This window comes from Pseudomaricurvus sp. ABR4_320 (assembly GCF_056159445.1).
Genome location: NZ_JBSWVF010000008.1, coordinates 76045 through 92530 on the forward strand (window position 1 = coordinate 76045; position 16486 = coordinate 92530).

A 16486-nucleotide genomic window follows, 5' to 3' on the forward strand; every position below is an offset into this window, starting at 1 on the left:
CAATATTGTGAAAGGCCCCGCGAATGCGGGGCTTTTTTATGTCCGCTGGAAAATCGTTGTCTTAACTAAAAAACCACGCATTTGCGTGGTTTTTTAGTTTGGATGGGCTAGCTAGCTGTCGATCAAACCGGGCAGGTCATCTCTCCAAGCCTTTTGGTGAGTTCGATGTTTTCGTTGTAATCGATGGGCAGAACCACAAGGCTTGGTCCGTCTTCCGCTAATGCCGATTGAAGTACGCTTTTAAGGTCTTTTGAGTCATTGACCCTGTGACCATGCCAGCCAAAAGATTCGGCCAGAAGAACCCAGTCTGGATTGCCAAATCCAAGATCTGTGTGGCGGCCGAATTCATTGGTTTGTTTCCAGCCGATGAGGCCGTAGCCGCCATCTTCCCAGACCATAACCGTGATTTTACTGTTTAACCTTCTGGCGGTTTCCATCTCCTGAACATTCATTAAGAATCCACCGTCGCCGCAGATTGCCAGAATATTGCGGTCCGGGTGGACGATGTTAGCTGCGATGGCGCCGGGCAGAGCGAATCCCATGGAGCAGAAGCCGTTGGGGATTAAGCAGGTGTTAGGTTCGTGGCATTGGAAGTGGCGGGCAATCCACATTTTATGGGCGCCAACGTCTGATAGCAGAACGTCTTCTGGGTTTAAAACCTCGCGACAGTCAGCGAGAACCTTTTGAGGTTTGATGATTCCCTTGGTGTCATCGTTCGCATAGTGATTAAGTTCTGCCGTCATGTCGCGGCGAACTGCAGCCTGTTGGCGTAAATCAAAGGTCAGTTCGCCAGCAGCGTCAATGCGTTCGTTGAGCATCCAAAGTGCATGGGCGAGGTCGCCGACAACCTCTGTGCGAGGGTGGTAGTTTTCGTCGATCTCAGCAGGCAGGAAGTCAATATGCATGACTTCTTTTTTATTGCCTTCGTTCCATTGACGAGGGTGGTACTCAACCATGTCATACCCAAGGGTGATGATCAAATCAGCGGCATCCAGAGCGCAAGCAGGGATATCTTTGGCGCCAAGGCCTATAGTGTACAGGCAGTATGGGGCGTCCATATCGACACAACCTTTTGCCATGAATGTGCTAATAACGCCGATACCGGTTTTCTCGCAGAACTGCCGCAGCTGTTTGCTGGCACGCCTACGAATGCATCCATTACCAGCAATAATGATTGGGGATTTGGCTTGCTTCAGTCGTTCGAAAGCCATATCCATGATTTTGTCTGCAGGCACGGGACGACGGAACTTGCGAACTGGCAGTGGCGACTTTCCGCAATCGAGTTTGGCAATATCCTCTGGCAGCTCTATATGCACGGCGCCGGGCTTTTCAGTTCTCGCCAAACGCACGGCCTTACGAACAATTTCAGGAATATTTTCTGGGTGCCATATGGTGGTTGCCCATTTGGTCACAGGGTCGAACATGTCGACCACATCCATGATCTGGTGAGATTCTTTGTGGAGGCGGGTGGACGCACCTTGACCTGTCAGAACCAACATTGGTGCGCGGTCCATGTTGGAGTCGGCAACACCTGTAATCAGGTTGGTTGAGCCTGGACCAAGAGTCCCCAGGCAGCCGGCTGGATTTCCGGTTAAGCGACCGTATATCTCGGCCATGAAGGCTGCACCCTGCTCGTGGCGAGTCAGAATGAACTTGATGGATTCCGATTTTTCCAGGGACATCATAAAGTCGGCATTCTCTTCCCCTGGAACGCCAAAAATATATTCAATGCCTTCTTCTTCAAGACATTTGACCATTAAATCTGATGCTTTCATAACAACCTGGATTCCTCGTTGCGGTTGGTTGGCTGGCAGGCTTAGACGGGGACGCCTGCCGGTCAGTCAATATATTCTATGGCTTTCACCACTTTTTGCACGCCGCCAATTGTGCTGACGGCTTGTGCCGTTTTCTCTGCTTCCTGGCGGGTTAATAGGCCAAGGAGATAAACAGTGCCGTTCTCAGTCACTATTTTGACTCGACTGCTGTCGATATCGTCATAGGCGATTAGACGGGTTTTTACTTTGGTTGAAAGCCAGGAGTCATTCATACGAGACAAGATGGATGTCTTGCCTTGAATCTGGATCTCATTAAATACTTGTCGAACTTTGTTTATTTTCTTGGCGGTATCTCCGGCGAGCAGTCTCAGCTCATTGCTGGGAACTTGGCCGGTAAGCAAAATGATACCATTGTAGGATACCACTGAAATGTTGGCCTTGCGCAAATCTGGATGAGCCTTATTGATATTCACAGTGGCGACAGTTTCAATTTGCTGGTCCTCGATCATGGCGCCGAAGGTTCTTTTGCCCTTTTCAAACTGGAGGGGCTCTTCGGTTGTGGCGTCAATCACTGAGGCGCAGCCTGACATCAGTATTAGCCAGCCAAATATAAAAAACAACAGGGTATGTTTTTTAGTCATTCTTCTATTCCGAATAATTGTTGGTCTATAAGGTCGCAGATGCAGAATATGCTCAGCAGGTGAATTTCGTGGATGCGAATAACGGACTCTACCGGTACGCATATTTCTAGGTCATTGGATTCAAGTACAGCCGACAGGTGCCCGCCTCGATTCCCCAGTAGGGCGATCACATTCATGTCTCTTTCGTGCGCCGCCGCTACCGCCTGTATTAAATTGTTGGGTTTACCGCTGGCACTAATGAGAAAAAGGCAATCCCCTGGTTGCCCCAGAGCTCGAATTTGCTTTGAAAAGATTTCACTGAAGCTATAGTCGTTGGTGATCGCTGTCAAAGCTGTCACATCGGTACCTAGAGCAAACGAGGGAAGGCTGGGCCTTTCGCGCTCGAAGCGATTGCCAAGGCAGCTGCTGAGGATGTGACCTTTGGCCGCAGATGCACCATTACCCGCCACCAGTATTTTCCCCCCATTGATTAAGCAGTGAACCATAATTTCGCTGGCTTCGCACAAGAGTGGGGCGATCTGCTCCCCAGCTTGCATTTTGGCTTCAATGCTCTCGTGAAAGAGGTTTATTACGTGCTGTTCCATGAGGTTTGTTGTCAATCAAGCTTCGCCAAACGCATTGGTAATCCATTCAACTTCTGCGCCGGTGATAGCGACGACATCGAAGCGGCAGGGGGCGTTAGCTAGCTTAGGTTCCTGTAATAAGAAGTAGTGTGCGGTTCGGATTAGTTTTTGCTGTTTGCGATGGTCAACGGTTTCTGAGGGGGTGCCATACGCTCGACTTTTCCGATACCGCACTTCGACGAAGACGCAGATATTACCATGCTGCATGATGAGGTCTATCTCTCCGTGCTTGGAGCGATAGTTTCTACTCACCAAGGTTAAGCCTTTTTCTTTTAGCCAGTATTCTGCCAGCAATTCTTTTCGCTGCCCTTTTTGCAGTGTGGTTTCCATGATCTTTTTAAATGTCATGAAGGAAATACTGGTCAGGTAGTCGAAATTGCGCAGAAGCAGTAATGGTCAGGGCTCCTGCTCGAGTCGGTTCGGCAGCAGGATGGCTTTGCCATTGCGCATCTGCGCCCATATTTGCTCTCTATATATTTGACGCTCAGAGGTAAGTCCAAGATTTCCTGTTTCTCCGGGGAGACGCATTGCGGGAGACCCCTGCAACTGTCGAAGGCGAGGGTAGAGACGATAGCTATCAACCCCCAAGGCATAGAGGCTCTGATAGGCGGCAGGCGGGGCTGCGGTAGTTTCGATGAGCTGTTTTAGGCCGCCCTCATGATCAAAATACCAGGGGAGTGTTGAAAAGCGTATGCCGCTCAGGTCGCGGTCGTTACGCGGATCCAGTCGCCCATCGTAAATATGGCTGGAGGCGTACACGGGTAAGTCTGCAGCGTAGTAAAACGCCAACGTAGGTTTAATTTGGCGGGCTTCTGCTGGGCGGGATACCAAGTAGATCAAATCAACATCTTGGCGACGGCGGGCTTCAAAGTGAAGATTTTCACCCAATACCTGCTGCAGTTTTTGGTGCCGGTGTTCGCTTTCGTCAATGAGTAAGGCGTGACTGATTGTTTCTGAGTAGCTGCCTGAGTCGGGAAAGCGAGCGGCATCGGCGACGGTTCCGCCGAGATCTTCCCAGGCTGTTTGAAAGTTATCTGCGCTGCGTTCCGCCCAGTTACTGTTTGCTGTCAGTATCATTGCATAGCGATGGCCTTCAACCCACGCGCGCTGTGCAGTTTGGCGAGCTTCGTCTACGGAAGAAAGGCCAAACTGGTAAAAATTGGCGGGAGTTGTTTGCGGTTCTTCATCTTGATCTGTGGCGTTTTGGTCGTTGGGGGCGTCAAGATAGTTGACGGCGAGTACGGTAACAGGCAGCTGTGGTTCCTGGCTGAGCGCCACCACTTGGCTTTTTTCAAGAGGGCCGATGATGGCTTCGGCGCCGTCCTCGAGCGCCTCTAATACCAGATCGTGAATGTTAGCGTTGTTGGTATCGTAAAACCTCAGCGCAGGCATGGTGGTGGTGTCTTGGCTGTGGGCGCTATAGTGTGCTGCGAGAATGCCATCGCGTACCGCGTTTCCAGCTTTCTGCAATGAGCCTGACTGTGGCAGTAATACCGCTACCTGGCGGGGCTTGTCTGCGATAATCTGCGAGAGCATTTGCAGGTCGGTTGGTAGGTTGACTGCAGCCGGATGCTCGGGGTTTTGGGTTTGCCAGGCTTCAACGGCCCTGTGTTGCTGTTCGATGTCCATGAGGTTGGACTTGCTGATGGCTGCAATCTCATACCAGCCTTTCGCTTCTTGATTCGACGCTGTTTCGGCTTGCTCTCGAAGTTGCTCAACCGGCAGTGACTGTAGTGCCTGCCAAAGATTGAACTGATTGCTTTGATCTTCAGGGGTGTTTGCACCATAAAGCTCGCTGAGGCGCATTCTCTCCTTGATGCTTTCATCGATGCTGCCAAGCAGCATAAAAACATCCGCCCGTTTTTTGCGCAGATCAATTTCATCCTGAGAGGGCATTGTCGCCCATAACGTGTCGAGCTCGGGAGCGGTCAACAGTTGCTCAGCAAGGAAGTAGTCATCATCTTCAAGTGCCAGGCTGGAGTACAAGATGGTATATCGACTCAGCAATTCCGGTGGCAAAGTATCTGGCGACAGATTGGCGAGAATGTTCGAGGCTCGATGATTCAGTTCGAGGCTGGCGAATTCTTTGGCGGCTTGCAGCAACTGCTTTTCTCTTGCTGGAGATGCCAGGTTCTGGGCCTCCAGCGCGAGAGATTCCACTTCGTCCGGCTGCATCTGTGAGGGTTGTTCGACGGTGGTACGGGGGGGAGGGGTTGGCCTCGTCGGCGTCGACGTTGAGCAACCGGTTAAATAACCCAGCATAATGGCCAGTGCGGCCGTCAGGTATGGGCGTTTGCGTCGATGAAACCGGTGGTTGGAATGACTGCGGAGCATGAATGAATGCGAATCCTAAAAGCGGTAAATGTTGCACTGGCCAGGATCAGTGTTGGTTGATTGGGCTCTATTACAACGATTTCGGTATTTCGAAGCCGAAGTATAAAGGATTCGCCGCTTATTGGTACGAAATATCCAGGGAATGGGGAGGCTGCTGGCCTCCGGGCCTGTATCGTGGAACTTGATTCCCGGCGCGTTGCGGGTTAGCCTCCGGGGTGAAGCAGGTCAGACAGTCGCTTTGCCCCAGGTGCAAACCCGGCGGCAGGGAGGAAAGTCCGGGCTCCGCAGGGTAGAACGCCAGGTAACGCCTGGGAGACGAAAGTCTACGGAAAGTGCAGCAGAGAGCAAACCGCCGATGGCCCCCGGGCACAGGTAAGGGTGAAAGGGTGCGGTAAGAGCGCACCGCGCGACTGGCAACAGTTCGTGGCACGGTAAACCCCGTTCGGAGCAAGACCAAATAGGCCCTCTATGGTGTGACCCGCACTGAGGGCGGGTAGGTTGCTAGAGGCGGTTGGTGACAACCGTCCCAGATGAATGACTGTCCACGACAGAACCCGGCTTATCGACCCGCTTTACTTTTTCAACAACGGCAAGCGTGACTGGCTTGTCGTTTTGTGCGCTTGGGATTTGCCGATCCCGAGGCTTAGCGCTTCACGGCAGTATCATTTGCGAGGGCTTTGGCGCCATTCGCCTGTAGGCTGAACAAATTAGCAGGATAAAACGTAGTAAATTGTTGTTTCCCGTGGCGTCTTCAACGGCGCATTGTTCGGCTGCTCTGAAAAAAGAGTGTCTTTTACGCACCTACATCGTCAACCATCGGTCGGTCGAGCTTTCCACGGGTGCCCCTCGCTTATACGAAATTTATGGGAGAACTCAATGCTGTTAGCAACAGATCTGGATGGAACCTTCTTGGCTGGGGAGTCCTCCGTGAGGCATCAGCTTTACCAGCTCATGTCTGCGCATCTGGATGAAATCGAATTGGTCTTTGTCACCGGCAGAGGCTTGGAATCTGTCATGCCGCTGTTGTCAGATCCGACGATTCCTCAACCGTCTTATATTATTTGTGACGTCGGTGCGACTGTGGTCGAAGGTGATGGCTTGCAAACCATCCAGCCTCTACAGGCCGAAATCGACAGTCGTTGGCCGGGTGAGTATGTTATCGAGAAAGCGGTTGCGCATTTGTCTGGATTGCAGCGACAGGACGTTCCGCAAGAGCGGCGTTGTTCCTTTTACTGTGAGCCCGATGCGGTGACTGACGAATTACGTGCTATCGCTGATGAGCTGGGTTGCGAATTATTGTATTCAGGTGGTCGCTATCTGGATTTTCTTCCCAAAGATATCAATAAGGGGTCAACGCTTAAGACGCTCGTCGATCATCTGGGGTTGGATGTCAAAGACGTTGTTGTCGCTGGAGACTCGTTGAATGATTTGTCCCTGTTTCGACAAGGCTTTTGTGGCGTCTGCGTGGGTAATGCCGAGCCAGGATTAAAGGAGCAGACGAAAGGCATCGAGGGAGTCTTTCATGCGATTGAAGAAGGTTGCGGAGGAATTCTTGAGGCCATAGAGCACTTCAAGTTTTTCACCGGAAAAGAGATTGCAGAAGATACCCAGTCGATGATCGATCCGGGTCAGTCAGACCTGTTGATTGTCTATCACCGGCTTCCCTATGAAGAGGTTGTGGAAAACGGCGTTATGATTCGTCGTCGTCCACTGTCACCCAACGGCATCATTCCGACGTTGCTCAGTTTCTTTGCGGATGGTAAGAAAGGGTCGTGGGTAGCTTGGTCTGTTGATGATGGCAGTGGCGATTTTGAAGATCGAACCGAAGTGGATACCGAGTTGTATCCAGAGCTCATTTGCTCTCGTGTGGCACTCACCAAGAAGCAAGTCGACATTTTCTACAAGAAATTTTCCAAAGAAGCTTTTTGGCCAACGTTGCACACGTTTTGGGAACAGGCGAAGTTCCGCGAGGATCACTGGGAGGTTTTCCTTGAGGTGAATCGGTTATTTGCCGAAAGAACTGCTAGCGAGGCTGCTGAAAACGCGGTCATCTGGATTCATGATTACAACCTATGGATGGTGCCTGCATTTCTGCGTGAAATGCGACCTGATGTCACCATCGCGTTCTTTCATCATACTTATTTCCCCTCAGCTGATGTCTTCAACGTGTTGCCATGGCGTCGCGACATTATCGGCAGTTTGCTGCAGTGTGATTTCATTGGTTTCCATATACCCCGTCAGGCAGAGAATTTTGTTGATGTTGCCAGAGGGGTAACGCCTATCGAGGTGCGGGAAAGAACAACGTGTGCGCCGAAATTCCTGACCTATGGATGCGCTGTGGGCTTGGACGAAATGACCACAGAGATTGAGGTCAATGGTCGCGTTATACGGCTGGGTGCTCTGCCGGTAGGGTTGGATTTGAAGCGAGTGGAGCGGGCGCTTCATACGCCAGAGAACCAGGAAAAGACGGCAAATTTGAAAAAAGGACTCGATGGCGCCCGAGTGATCTTGTCTGTCGAAAGATTAGACTACACTAAAGGAATCTTGCAAAAGTTGGAGGCATTCGAAATGCTTCTCAGCCGATATGAGGAGATGATAGGAAAAATCACTCTGGTGACAATTTGCGTTCCTGCTGCCAAAGAGATGACAATCTATCGAAAGTTGCAGGTGCAAATTGAGCAGGTTGTTGGACGGATTAACGGTCGTTACGCTCGTGTCGGTTGGACGCCTGTGCAATTTTTCTTCAGAAGCTTCCCGTTTGACGACTTGGTCGCCTATTACGCCCTGGCAGACATTATGTGGATCACCCCGTTGCGGGATGGTTTGAACCTGGTGGCGAAAGAATTTGTTGCAGTGCAGGGCATGACGGAGGGTAACGGTATTCTGGTTCTGTCCGAATTTGCCGGTGCTGCTGCTGAGCTTAAAGGGGCTTTGCTGACCAATCCTCATGACTACCACGATCTGGTTGAGACCTGTTATCGGGCATTGACTATGGATGAGGAAGAAGCCGGAACTCGTATGCGAGAAGCTTACGAAGTGGTGAAATACAACGATATTGGAAACTGGGGGGATGAGTTTATGGAAGCCATCCGCAAGTGCCAGAAAAACTCAAAGTATTTGTCGGTTGCCTGAAACGGTATTTTCGGCACCAAAAGCAACGCTAGGCTTTGCTTTTGGTGCTGTATTGATATACAGTCTTTAGCTGTCGAAACAAAGTTGTCAACTTTGTTTTATTCGGCGCCAATCCCAGGTTTTTCAAGGGGTACAGGTGCCTTATATCCATAGATTATAGCTTGAGGCTATTTCATTGATTAAAAAGTCTGACATTTAATGTTTTGCATTAGGTTCTATAGCTAGTCTATTGAATCATAATGGCTTTTCAATGCTCTTTCTGCGGGCCTTCGGCCTGTCATGTCAAATTTGTGCCCCATTTCAAGGCACTTTGCTTCCTTCTGTGCAGGTGAATTTCTTGACTTTACTCAGTCCGCATTTATAGTGGGGAATAGTGGGTTAAAGTGGTAAATTTTGGAATTTCTTAACTTGTTGGTGGGAAAACGTGTTTCAGGGCAGTCAGACCATCAGCATGGACGCCAAAGGGCGTATCGCGATACCCAAAGGGGTACGCGAGATGTTGATGGAGCAAAGTGGCGGCAAAATCGTCGTTACTGCCAACCCGGATCCCAATTCGTTGGAGCGTTGTGTCTGGATCTACACAGAACCTCGCTGGCAGGAAGTCTTGCCGACCATTGAGCAGTTGCCCAGCTTCAACAAGTTAGCCAAAAGAACCCAGCGAATTCTGATTGGTTATGCCACCACGCTTGAGTTGGATGGCCATGGAAGAATTCTGATGCCTGCCGGGCTCAGAGATTATGCATTTCTGGACAAGAAACTTTTATTGGTCGGGCAGGGCAAGAAGTTGGAATTATGGAGCGAAGAGCGTTGGTATAAGTGGATGGATGAATCCATTGACGACGACCAAGCTGCCGCCGAGATGATGACCGTATCCTTTTAATGGACGCACAGAGTTCTGGCCATAGGGCTGTATTACTGGCTGAAGCCGTTGACGGATTAGCCGTTCAAACCGATGGACGTTACATCGATGGTACCTTTGGGCGCGGTGGTCACAGCCAAGAAATTTTAAACAGTTTGGGAACAGGTGGTTCCCTGCTGGCGATCGATAAAGATCCTGAAGCCATTGCAACTGGGCAGCGGCTGGCAACGGAAGACGACAGGTTCTCGATAGTGCAAGGCAGTTTTGCAAAATTGCAGAGCCTGGCTGAAGGAATGGATTCCATGGGATTAGTGGATGGCATTTTGGTCGATCTCGGTGTTTCCTCACCGCAGCTCGATGAAGCACATCGCGGCTTCAGCTTTCTCAACGATGGTCCCCTGGATATGCGAATGGATAACGGCAGTGGCCAGAGTGCTGCCGATTGGTTGGCTATTGTCTCCGAAAAAGAGCTGGTCACCGTTTTAAAAACTTACGGTGAAGAGCGTTTTGCGAAACGAATTGCTGCAGCAATATGTGCTGAGAGGGTTCGAGGGGCAATAACCACCACAAAACAATTAGCTGAAATTACGGCGGCAGCTCATCCGGCATGGGAGAAGGGGCGGCATCCTGCGACTAAGACCTTCCAGGCGATTCGCATCAAAGTAAATAGCGAGCTGCAGGATTTGGAGTTGTTCTTACCGCAAGCGTTGGAAGTCTTAAGGCCGGGAGGACGATTAGTCGTTATCAGTTTTCACTCGCTGGAGGATCGGATCGTGAAGCGGTTCATTCGCGATCAGCATAGGGGTAAGCAGATGCCTGCCAATTTGCCGATTCGAGAGATGGATCTGGAGCGACGGATGAAGCCGATAGGCAAAGCCATTCGAGCCAGTGAGAAGGAAGTCACCGGTAACCCTCGTTCTCGCAGTGCCGTGATGAGAGTAGCGGAAAAAATACAATGACTAGCAAGGGAAGGCCTGTTAGCAAACCTGTCATGCAGGTGTTGTTAGGTGTTGTTTGGGGGCTAGTAATTATCAGTGCTTTAGGGGTCGTTAAATCGACTCACGATGCACGTCTCCAAGTTAACCGTTTGGAAGAGCTCCGGCGGGAAATGACCAGTCTGCAGCTGCAGCGCGGTCAGTTTATGTTGGAAAGGGGCGCATGGGCGGCCTATTCACGGATTGAAAAGGAGGCGTCATCAAAATTGGAGATGGTGCTTCCATCTGGCGAACAATTGATAGTGGTTAATGCGAAATGAAACCGAGACAGGCAGGAAAAAAAGCAAAGCAGAAAGTGTTTGCGATTGCTCGCTGGAGAATTGTCAGCGTGCTGCTCATTATCGCTGTTCTGCCGGCGTTGCTTGTTTGGCATGTGGCGATGTTGCAGGTAGTGCCTGGAAACGATCGTGGTTATGAATTTTTGCAGCGGCAGGGAGACGTACGTTCCGTTCGAACCGAATCAATCGCCGCTAACCGTGGCTCAATTCTCGATCGCAATGGCGAACCTTTAGCTCTTAGTACTCCGGTCGTATCTCTGTGGGCGAATCCCAAGCAGGTGTTGGCCGAACCGTCTCAGTTGTCGGCTTTGGCCGCGGCTCTTTCGACGACTGAAGCGCGGCTAAGAGATAAAATGCAGCGTCATTTTAAAAAGGAATTTATTTATTTAAAGCGTAATTTATCACCCCAGGACGCGGACGACGTTTTAGCCGGCGGTTGGGCTGGCGTCTACGGTCGCACCGAATATCAGCGCTACTATCCTGCTGCTGAAGTCACCGCGCAGTTGGTTGGTTTCACCAATATTGATGAGCGTGGCCAGGAAGGTATGGAGCTGGCCTATGACAGTTGGCTGACGGGAAAATCTGGCCGCAAGCAAGTCATTCGTGACTTAAAAGGTCGCGTCATTCGTGATAACGGCATTATTGAGGCCCCAGCTCAGGGTAAAGATATTGAGCTGAGTATTGATCTTCGCCTTCAATATTTAGCGTACCGCGAGCTCAAGCAGGCAGTAACAAATCATCGAGCGAAATCCGGCAGCCTTGTTATGTTGGATGCCAAAACGGGTGAGGTTTTGGCGATGGTTAATCAGCCATCTTTTAATCCGAACAATCGTCGTGGCATGGATTTGAGCGCTGTACGTAATCGTGCGATTACCGATCAAATTGAGCCAGGTTCTACTATGAAGCCGCTCACCGTGATGGCGGCATTAGAAAGCGGATTGTTTCGTCCAGAGAGCATCATTGATACCAGTCCGGGTTACATGCGAGTTGGTCGTAAGACTCTGTTGGACCCTAAGAATTACGGCCGTCTTGATTTGACCCATGTGATTACTAAGTCCAGCCAAGTGGGGATCAGCAAGGTTGCGTTGTCCATGGAGCCGGAAACGATCCGCGATATGTTTTACCGTACGGGTCTTGGACAGGGTACTGGCGTTGGCTTTCCCGGAGAAGGTATAGGCATCCTGCCCGCACGTGCTCATTGGAGCCGGATCGAACAAGCTAACTTCTCATTTGGCTACGGCATGAGCGTCTCTGCATTGCAGTTGGCTCAGGCGTATTCGGTGATCGCTAATGGTGGAATTAAAAAGCCAGTGAGTCTGTTGCGTCGTGATGAAGCACCCGAGGGCGAGCGTGTCGTTGCCGAGAACATCGCGTTGCAAACCCGTGAAATGCTAAAAACGGTACTGCAATCCGGGGGTACAGGTCATAAAGCGCAAATCGTAAATTATCCGGCAGCAGGAAAGACCGGCACAGTCCACAAGGTGGGTGCAAACGGTTATGCCGATGACCGATATCGTTCTGTTTTTGCGGGTATGGCGCCAGCAAATAACCCGAGCGTTGTCACGATCGTTGTTATTGAGGAGCCGACCGCTGGAAAGTATTTCGGAGGCGAGGTTGCTGGCCCGGTTTTCTCGCGAGTGGTCGATGGTGCCTTGCGAATGCTTCATGTTCCTCCGGAATTACCGAGTAATGAAAATCGCGGAATTCTGGTGAACAACGACAAGGATCCGCAGAAGAGGCCGCTATCGTGATGCCTGAACCTTTGCTGAACTTCCCCGTTCTACAAGATCTTTTTCCGGAGCTGCCTTTGGGCAGCTTCGCTACTTTAAGCGTAGGGCCTTTGCAGTCGGACAGCCGCAGAATTACAAGCGGGGAAACGTTTGTGGCGGTGATTGGCAGTGAGAATGATGGCCGTGAGTATATCGAGAGCGCGGTCGCAAAAGGTGCGGCATTATTGCTGGTTGAAGGCGCTGAATTTGCGCTTGGAAGCATTGGTCGAGTGCCGCAGGTAATCATTCCCGATTTGAGTAAACAGCTAGGTAGATTGGCTGCTTATTGGTATGACAATCCGTCACATCACATGACCATGGTTGGTGTCACGGGAACCAATGGCAAGACCAGTTGCTGTCAATGGCTTGCGGAAATAATTGAGCCGCTGCTGCAAAACCAAAAATCGCAGGGAAAAAGTGCTGCAAAGTCTAGCGACGGTGCTCATGCGGGTACAATTGGCACGCTTGGTTATGGCAACGGACGCCGGTTGAAACAGACGGGTTTAACGACTCCAGGGCCAATTGATGTACAGAAAATACTGGCCGAAATGCGCGCGGGATCTTGTCAGTTTGTTGCGATGGAGGTGTCTTCTCACAGTTTGGATCAAGGGCGTGTGAATGGTGTCAATTTTGATGTCGCTCTCCTAACGAACATTGGCCGTGATCATCTCGATTACCATGGCTCGCTAGCGGAGTATGTTAAAGCAAAAGCCCGCTTGATGGGTTTTTCCAGTTTGTCAGCTGCTGTTGTCAACGCCGATGATGTTTACGCCAGTGACTTCGTTAATGCTGCAAAGCCTGGCGTTCGCATAATCCAATACGGCGTTGAAAATACGTCAGCCGATTTTCATGTTCGAGATATCGCGTTAAATGCATTTGGAAGTAGCTTTACTGTCTGCAGTCCTGAAGGGCAGTTCAGAGTTTCCACGCCATTGTGGGGCCGCTTTAATATCGCCAATCTACTAGGCGTGATCGCATGTGGTTACGCGCTGGGCTATCCGGTTGATATGTTGGTGCAAAACTGTCGGCAATTGACGCCTGTTCCTGGGCGGCTTGAGCTGGTAGGCAAAGATTCGGATATCACTGTGCTGATTGACTATGCGCATACGGCCGATGCGCTTACGTCTGTGTTGACTGCGATCCGTGCACATGTCAGAGGTAATATCTGGTGCGTATTTGGCTGCGGTGGTGATCGGGATCGAGGTAAGCGTCCGTTGATGGCCGAGGCAACAGAGGCCATGTCGGATTTTGTTGTCGTGACCAGCGACAATCCTCGTACAGAAGACCCTGTGCGGATTTTAGATGACGTTGTCCGTGGTTTCGGTCATCCGGAAGCTGTCCACAGAATTCTGGATCGGGAGACAGCGATACGGTTTGCCATTGAGCAGGCTGCTGCCGGAGATTGTGTTCTCATTGCCGGCAAGGGCCATGAAGATTATCAAATTATTGGTAAAGACCGATTGCCTTTCAGCGATTTGGCGATTGCTCGTTCAGCCCTCCAGGTGAGACCTGTAGCAACCGATCCAGAGGTATCTCGATGATCGGTGTTGTGGAGCTTCAAGATCTTGCCGCTCGCCTTGGTATTTCCGAAGTGGCTGCAGATCTCGTTGATGTTGCCGTTGACCGGGTGGTGATTGACAGTCGGGAGGTAGTCGCGGGGGATTTGTTTGTTGCCCTGCAGGGTGAAAACCATGATGCCCATGAATTTTTAACAGCGGTTGCGGATGCTTGTGCGGCTGCAGCAGTGGTCGAACGTAAAATTGATTCTGCGCTCTTGCCGCAATTGATTACGAAGGACTCCTCTAGGGCGTTAGGTGAAGTCGCTCGTATTAATCGTCAACGGTTCACGCGTCCTTTGATCGGCTTGACGGGGAGCTGTGGTAAAACGACGGTCAAAGAAATTCTGGCAACGATTTTAACGGGTGTTGGCGATACCCTGGCAACTGAAGGTAATTTCAACAATCAGATTGGTATGCCACTAACGTTGTTGCGGTTAACGAACCAGCATGATTTTGCTGTGATTGAAATGGGTACCAGTTTTCCTGGTGAGATTGGGTACCTGGCTTCTATTGCCGAACCCAATGTCGCTCTGGTCAATAACGTCATGGCTGCGCACCTTGAAGGGTTGGGCAGCGAAGAGGGTGTTGCGAAAGAGAAATCAGATATCTATCGACAGCTTGCTCCCGGTGGTACGGCAATTTTCAATCAGGATATTTCCTACGCGTCGGTTTGGCAGGAAGAAATGGCCAACGTTCGTCCGGATGTTCGACAGTTAACATTTGCGTTAAATAAGCCTGCTGATGTTATTGCTGCAAATTTATGCGTTGATCGTCGGGGTTGCTATGGATTTAACCTTCACTATGAAGGTGTCCAGAAATTTGTGCAGTTAAATATTCTCGGCCGTCAGAACGTTTCTAACGCGTTGGCATCTGCGGCGTGTGCGATTGCTGCTGGTTTAACACTTGACCAAGTTGTTGCTGGCTTGCATAGCGTACAACCCATAAAAGGGCGACTGGCAACGCTCGAAGCTGGCGAGTCGGCTTTGGTAATTGATGATACCTATAACGCCAATCCAGGATCAGTAGTCGCTGCCGCAAATGTGTTAGTCGACCTCGCACAGTTTGGTAAAAAAAATACGCTAGTGCTGGGGGATCTCGCGGAACTCGGTGAAAATGCTGAAGTCATGCTAAGGGCATTGGGAAAGACGTTACAGGAAATGGGCTTAGAGCATTTGGTAACTGTTGGACGCAATAGCGCTTTGGTATCTGGTGCTTTTCAATCAGCTCTGCAAAATTCGGAATCTGATTTTCAGGGGGCTCAGCACTTTAGTGATGTGGATATTTTAGTGGCGTGGCTTAGTGCACGCCGTCAACACGATCAGGTTTTTCTATTTAAAGGTTCAAGAAGTGCGCGAATGGAGGCTGTCATCGACAGAGTCTGGCCGCAATTGCGTACACAGGCGGGGGTTGGAGAAAGTCACTAATGCTGTTTTGGCTGGCAGGGTATCTGCAACAATTTTTTTCTCCGATTGGTGTTTTCCAGTATCTAACGCTGCGTGGCATTCTCGGCATTATGACGGCATTAACTATGTCGCTTTTACTGGGCCCGTGGATGATTCGCAAATTAAATTTGCTGCAGATAGGCCAGGCCGTACGCAACGACGGACCCCAATCTCATTTAAGTAAATCAGGAACTCCCACTATGGGAGGGGCACTGATTTTAGCCTCCATTTTTGTCAGTGTTTTGCTGTGGTCCGATTTATCCAACCGGTTTGTTTGGGTGGTTTTATTTGTGACGTTTGTCTGTGGCGCTATTGGCTGGGTGGACGATTACCGCAAAGTCGTGGAGAAGAATTCTAGAGGATTACCCGCGCGCTGGAAGTATTTTTGGCAGTCTTTGGCCGCGGTTGCCGCAGCGATCATTCTTTTGCAGACGGCGCATTCGCCCGTTGAGCAACAGTTGTTTGTTCCTTTTTTGAAATCTGTAGCGGTTGATTTAGGGCTGCTGTATCTGCCGCTAACCTATTTTGTGATTGTGGGCTCCAGTAATGCGGTCAATCTTACCGATGGCCTTGATGGCTTGGCGATTATGCCGACGGTTCTCGTTGGTGGCGCTCTTGGCATTATTGCTTATCTGGTTGGCCATTCCCAGTTTGCTAATTACTTGCAGATTCCCTATGTGGCGGGGGCAGGTGAGCTGTTGATCTTCTGTGCTGCAATCGGCGGTGCAGGGCTTGGTTTCCTCTGGTTCAACACCTATCCCGCGCAAGTCTTTATGGGAGATGTCGGCGCTTTGGCGTTAGGGGCTGCGCTGGGAACTATTGCCGTCATTGTTCGGCACGAAATTGTTTTCTTTATTATGGGCGGTGTATTTGTCATGGAGACCGTCTCAGTCATTTTGCAGGTGGCCTCTTTCAAGTTGACTGGGCGACGAATCTTCCGAATGGCGCCATTACATCACCACTTCGAATTGAAAGGCTGGCCCGAACCCCGGGTCATAGTGCGTTTTTGGATTATTACATTAATGTTAGTGCTGATTGGTTTGGCAACACTTAAGTTGCGTTAACGACATACGAGCAAA

Annotated in this window: 13 protein-coding genes and 1 other RNA gene; 9 read left to right on the top strand and 5 right to left on the bottom strand. The window is 50.5% G+C overall.

All coding sequences use genetic code 11. The annotated features are described in order from the left end of the window. Nucleotides 1-122 precede the first annotated feature (122 nt). From ACXAFR_RS16665 to ACXAFR_RS16685, 5 genes are all read right to left on the bottom strand, one after another. Nucleotides 123-1775 (bottom strand): acetolactate synthase large subunit, encoded by a 1653-nt coding sequence (locus tag ACXAFR_RS16665; RefSeq protein WP_475178828.1) that lies wholly within the window; start codon nucleotides 1773-1775, stop codon nucleotides 123-125. A 62-nt stretch (nucleotides 1776-1837) separates the two neighbouring features. Further along, nucleotides 1838-2416: a BON domain-containing protein gene (locus tag ACXAFR_RS16670; RefSeq protein WP_475178830.1), complete on the bottom strand. Its 579-nt coding sequence runs from the start codon at nucleotides 2414-2416 to the stop codon at nucleotides 1838-1840. Next, entirely contained in the window at nucleotides 2413-3000 is a 588-nt protein-coding gene (locus ACXAFR_RS16675) for an SIS domain-containing protein (RefSeq protein ID WP_475178832.1), read from the bottom strand. Before ACXAFR_RS16675 ends, ACXAFR_RS16670 begins: the two co-directional genes overlap by 4 nt. Before the next feature lie 15 nt (nucleotides 3001-3015). Next, nucleotides 3016-3387, bottom strand: coding sequence for a YraN family protein (locus tag ACXAFR_RS16680; RefSeq protein WP_475178833.1), 372 nt, complete (start codon nucleotides 3385-3387; stop codon nucleotides 3016-3018). Nucleotides 3388-3435: 48 nt separating this feature from the next. Then, nucleotides 3436-5373, bottom strand: a complete 1938-nt coding sequence (locus ACXAFR_RS16685; protein ID WP_475178834.1) for a penicillin-binding protein activator — start codon at nucleotides 5371-5373, stop codon at nucleotides 3436-3438. 217 nt (nucleotides 5374-5590) lie between these two features. Between ACXAFR_RS16685 and rnpB the strand changes: the two genes are divergently transcribed. The 9 genes from rnpB to mraY all read left to right on the top strand — a co-directional run bounded on the left by rnpB (nucleotide 5591) and on the right by mraY (nucleotide 16471). Then, nucleotides 5591-5951: RNase P RNA component class A (gene rnpB, locus ACXAFR_RS16690), an RNA gene on the top strand. 298 nt (nucleotides 5952-6249) lie between these two features. Next, entirely contained in the window at nucleotides 6250-8505 is a 2256-nt protein-coding gene (gene ggpS / locus ACXAFR_RS16695) for a glucosylglycerol-phosphate synthase (RefSeq protein ID WP_475178836.1), read from the top strand. Nucleotides 8506-8929: 424 nt separating this feature from the next. Then, complete coding sequence (gene mraZ, locus ACXAFR_RS16700; RefSeq protein ID WP_475178837.1) at nucleotides 8930-9385, top strand: division/cell wall cluster transcriptional repressor MraZ; 456 nt, start codon at nucleotides 8930-8932, stop codon at nucleotides 9383-9385. Continuing rightward, the gene (gene rsmH, locus ACXAFR_RS16705; protein WP_475178839.1) at nucleotides 9385-10323 is read left to right on the top strand and encodes a 16S rRNA (cytosine(1402)-N(4))-methyltransferase RsmH; all 939 of its coding nucleotides are present in this window, start codon (nucleotides 9385-9387) and stop codon (nucleotides 10321-10323) included. The genes mraZ and rsmH overlap by 1 nt, the downstream gene beginning before the upstream one ends. After that, the gene (gene ftsL / locus ACXAFR_RS16710) at nucleotides 10320-10619 is read left to right on the top strand and encodes a cell division protein FtsL (RefSeq protein ID WP_475178840.1); all 300 of its coding nucleotides are present in this window, start codon (nucleotides 10320-10322) and stop codon (nucleotides 10617-10619) included. The genes rsmH and ftsL overlap by 4 nt, the downstream gene beginning before the upstream one ends. Continuing rightward, on the top strand, nucleotides 10616-12388 hold the full coding sequence (locus ACXAFR_RS16715; RefSeq protein ID WP_475178841.1) for a peptidoglycan D,D-transpeptidase FtsI family protein: 1773 nt from the start codon (nucleotides 10616-10618) through the stop codon (nucleotides 12386-12388). Before ftsL ends, ACXAFR_RS16715 begins: the two co-directional genes overlap by 4 nt. Next, nucleotides 12388-13947: a UDP-N-acetylmuramoyl-L-alanyl-D-glutamate--2,6-diaminopimelate ligase gene (locus ACXAFR_RS16720; RefSeq protein ID WP_475179045.1), complete on the top strand. Its 1560-nt coding sequence runs from the start codon at nucleotides 12388-12390 to the stop codon at nucleotides 13945-13947. The genes ACXAFR_RS16715 and ACXAFR_RS16720 overlap by 1 nt, the downstream gene beginning before the upstream one ends. After that, nucleotides 13944-15389 (top strand): UDP-N-acetylmuramoyl-tripeptide--D-alanyl-D-alanine ligase, encoded by a 1446-nt coding sequence (locus ACXAFR_RS16725; RefSeq protein WP_475178843.1) that lies wholly within the window; start codon nucleotides 13944-13946, stop codon nucleotides 15387-15389. Before ACXAFR_RS16720 ends, ACXAFR_RS16725 begins: the two co-directional genes overlap by 4 nt. Next, nucleotides 15389-16471, top strand: a complete 1083-nt coding sequence (gene mraY / locus ACXAFR_RS16730; protein ID WP_475178844.1) for a phospho-N-acetylmuramoyl-pentapeptide-transferase — start codon at nucleotides 15389-15391, stop codon at nucleotides 16469-16471. The genes ACXAFR_RS16725 and mraY overlap by 1 nt, the downstream gene beginning before the upstream one ends. The last annotated feature ends 15 nt before the right edge of the window (nucleotides 16472-16486 follow it).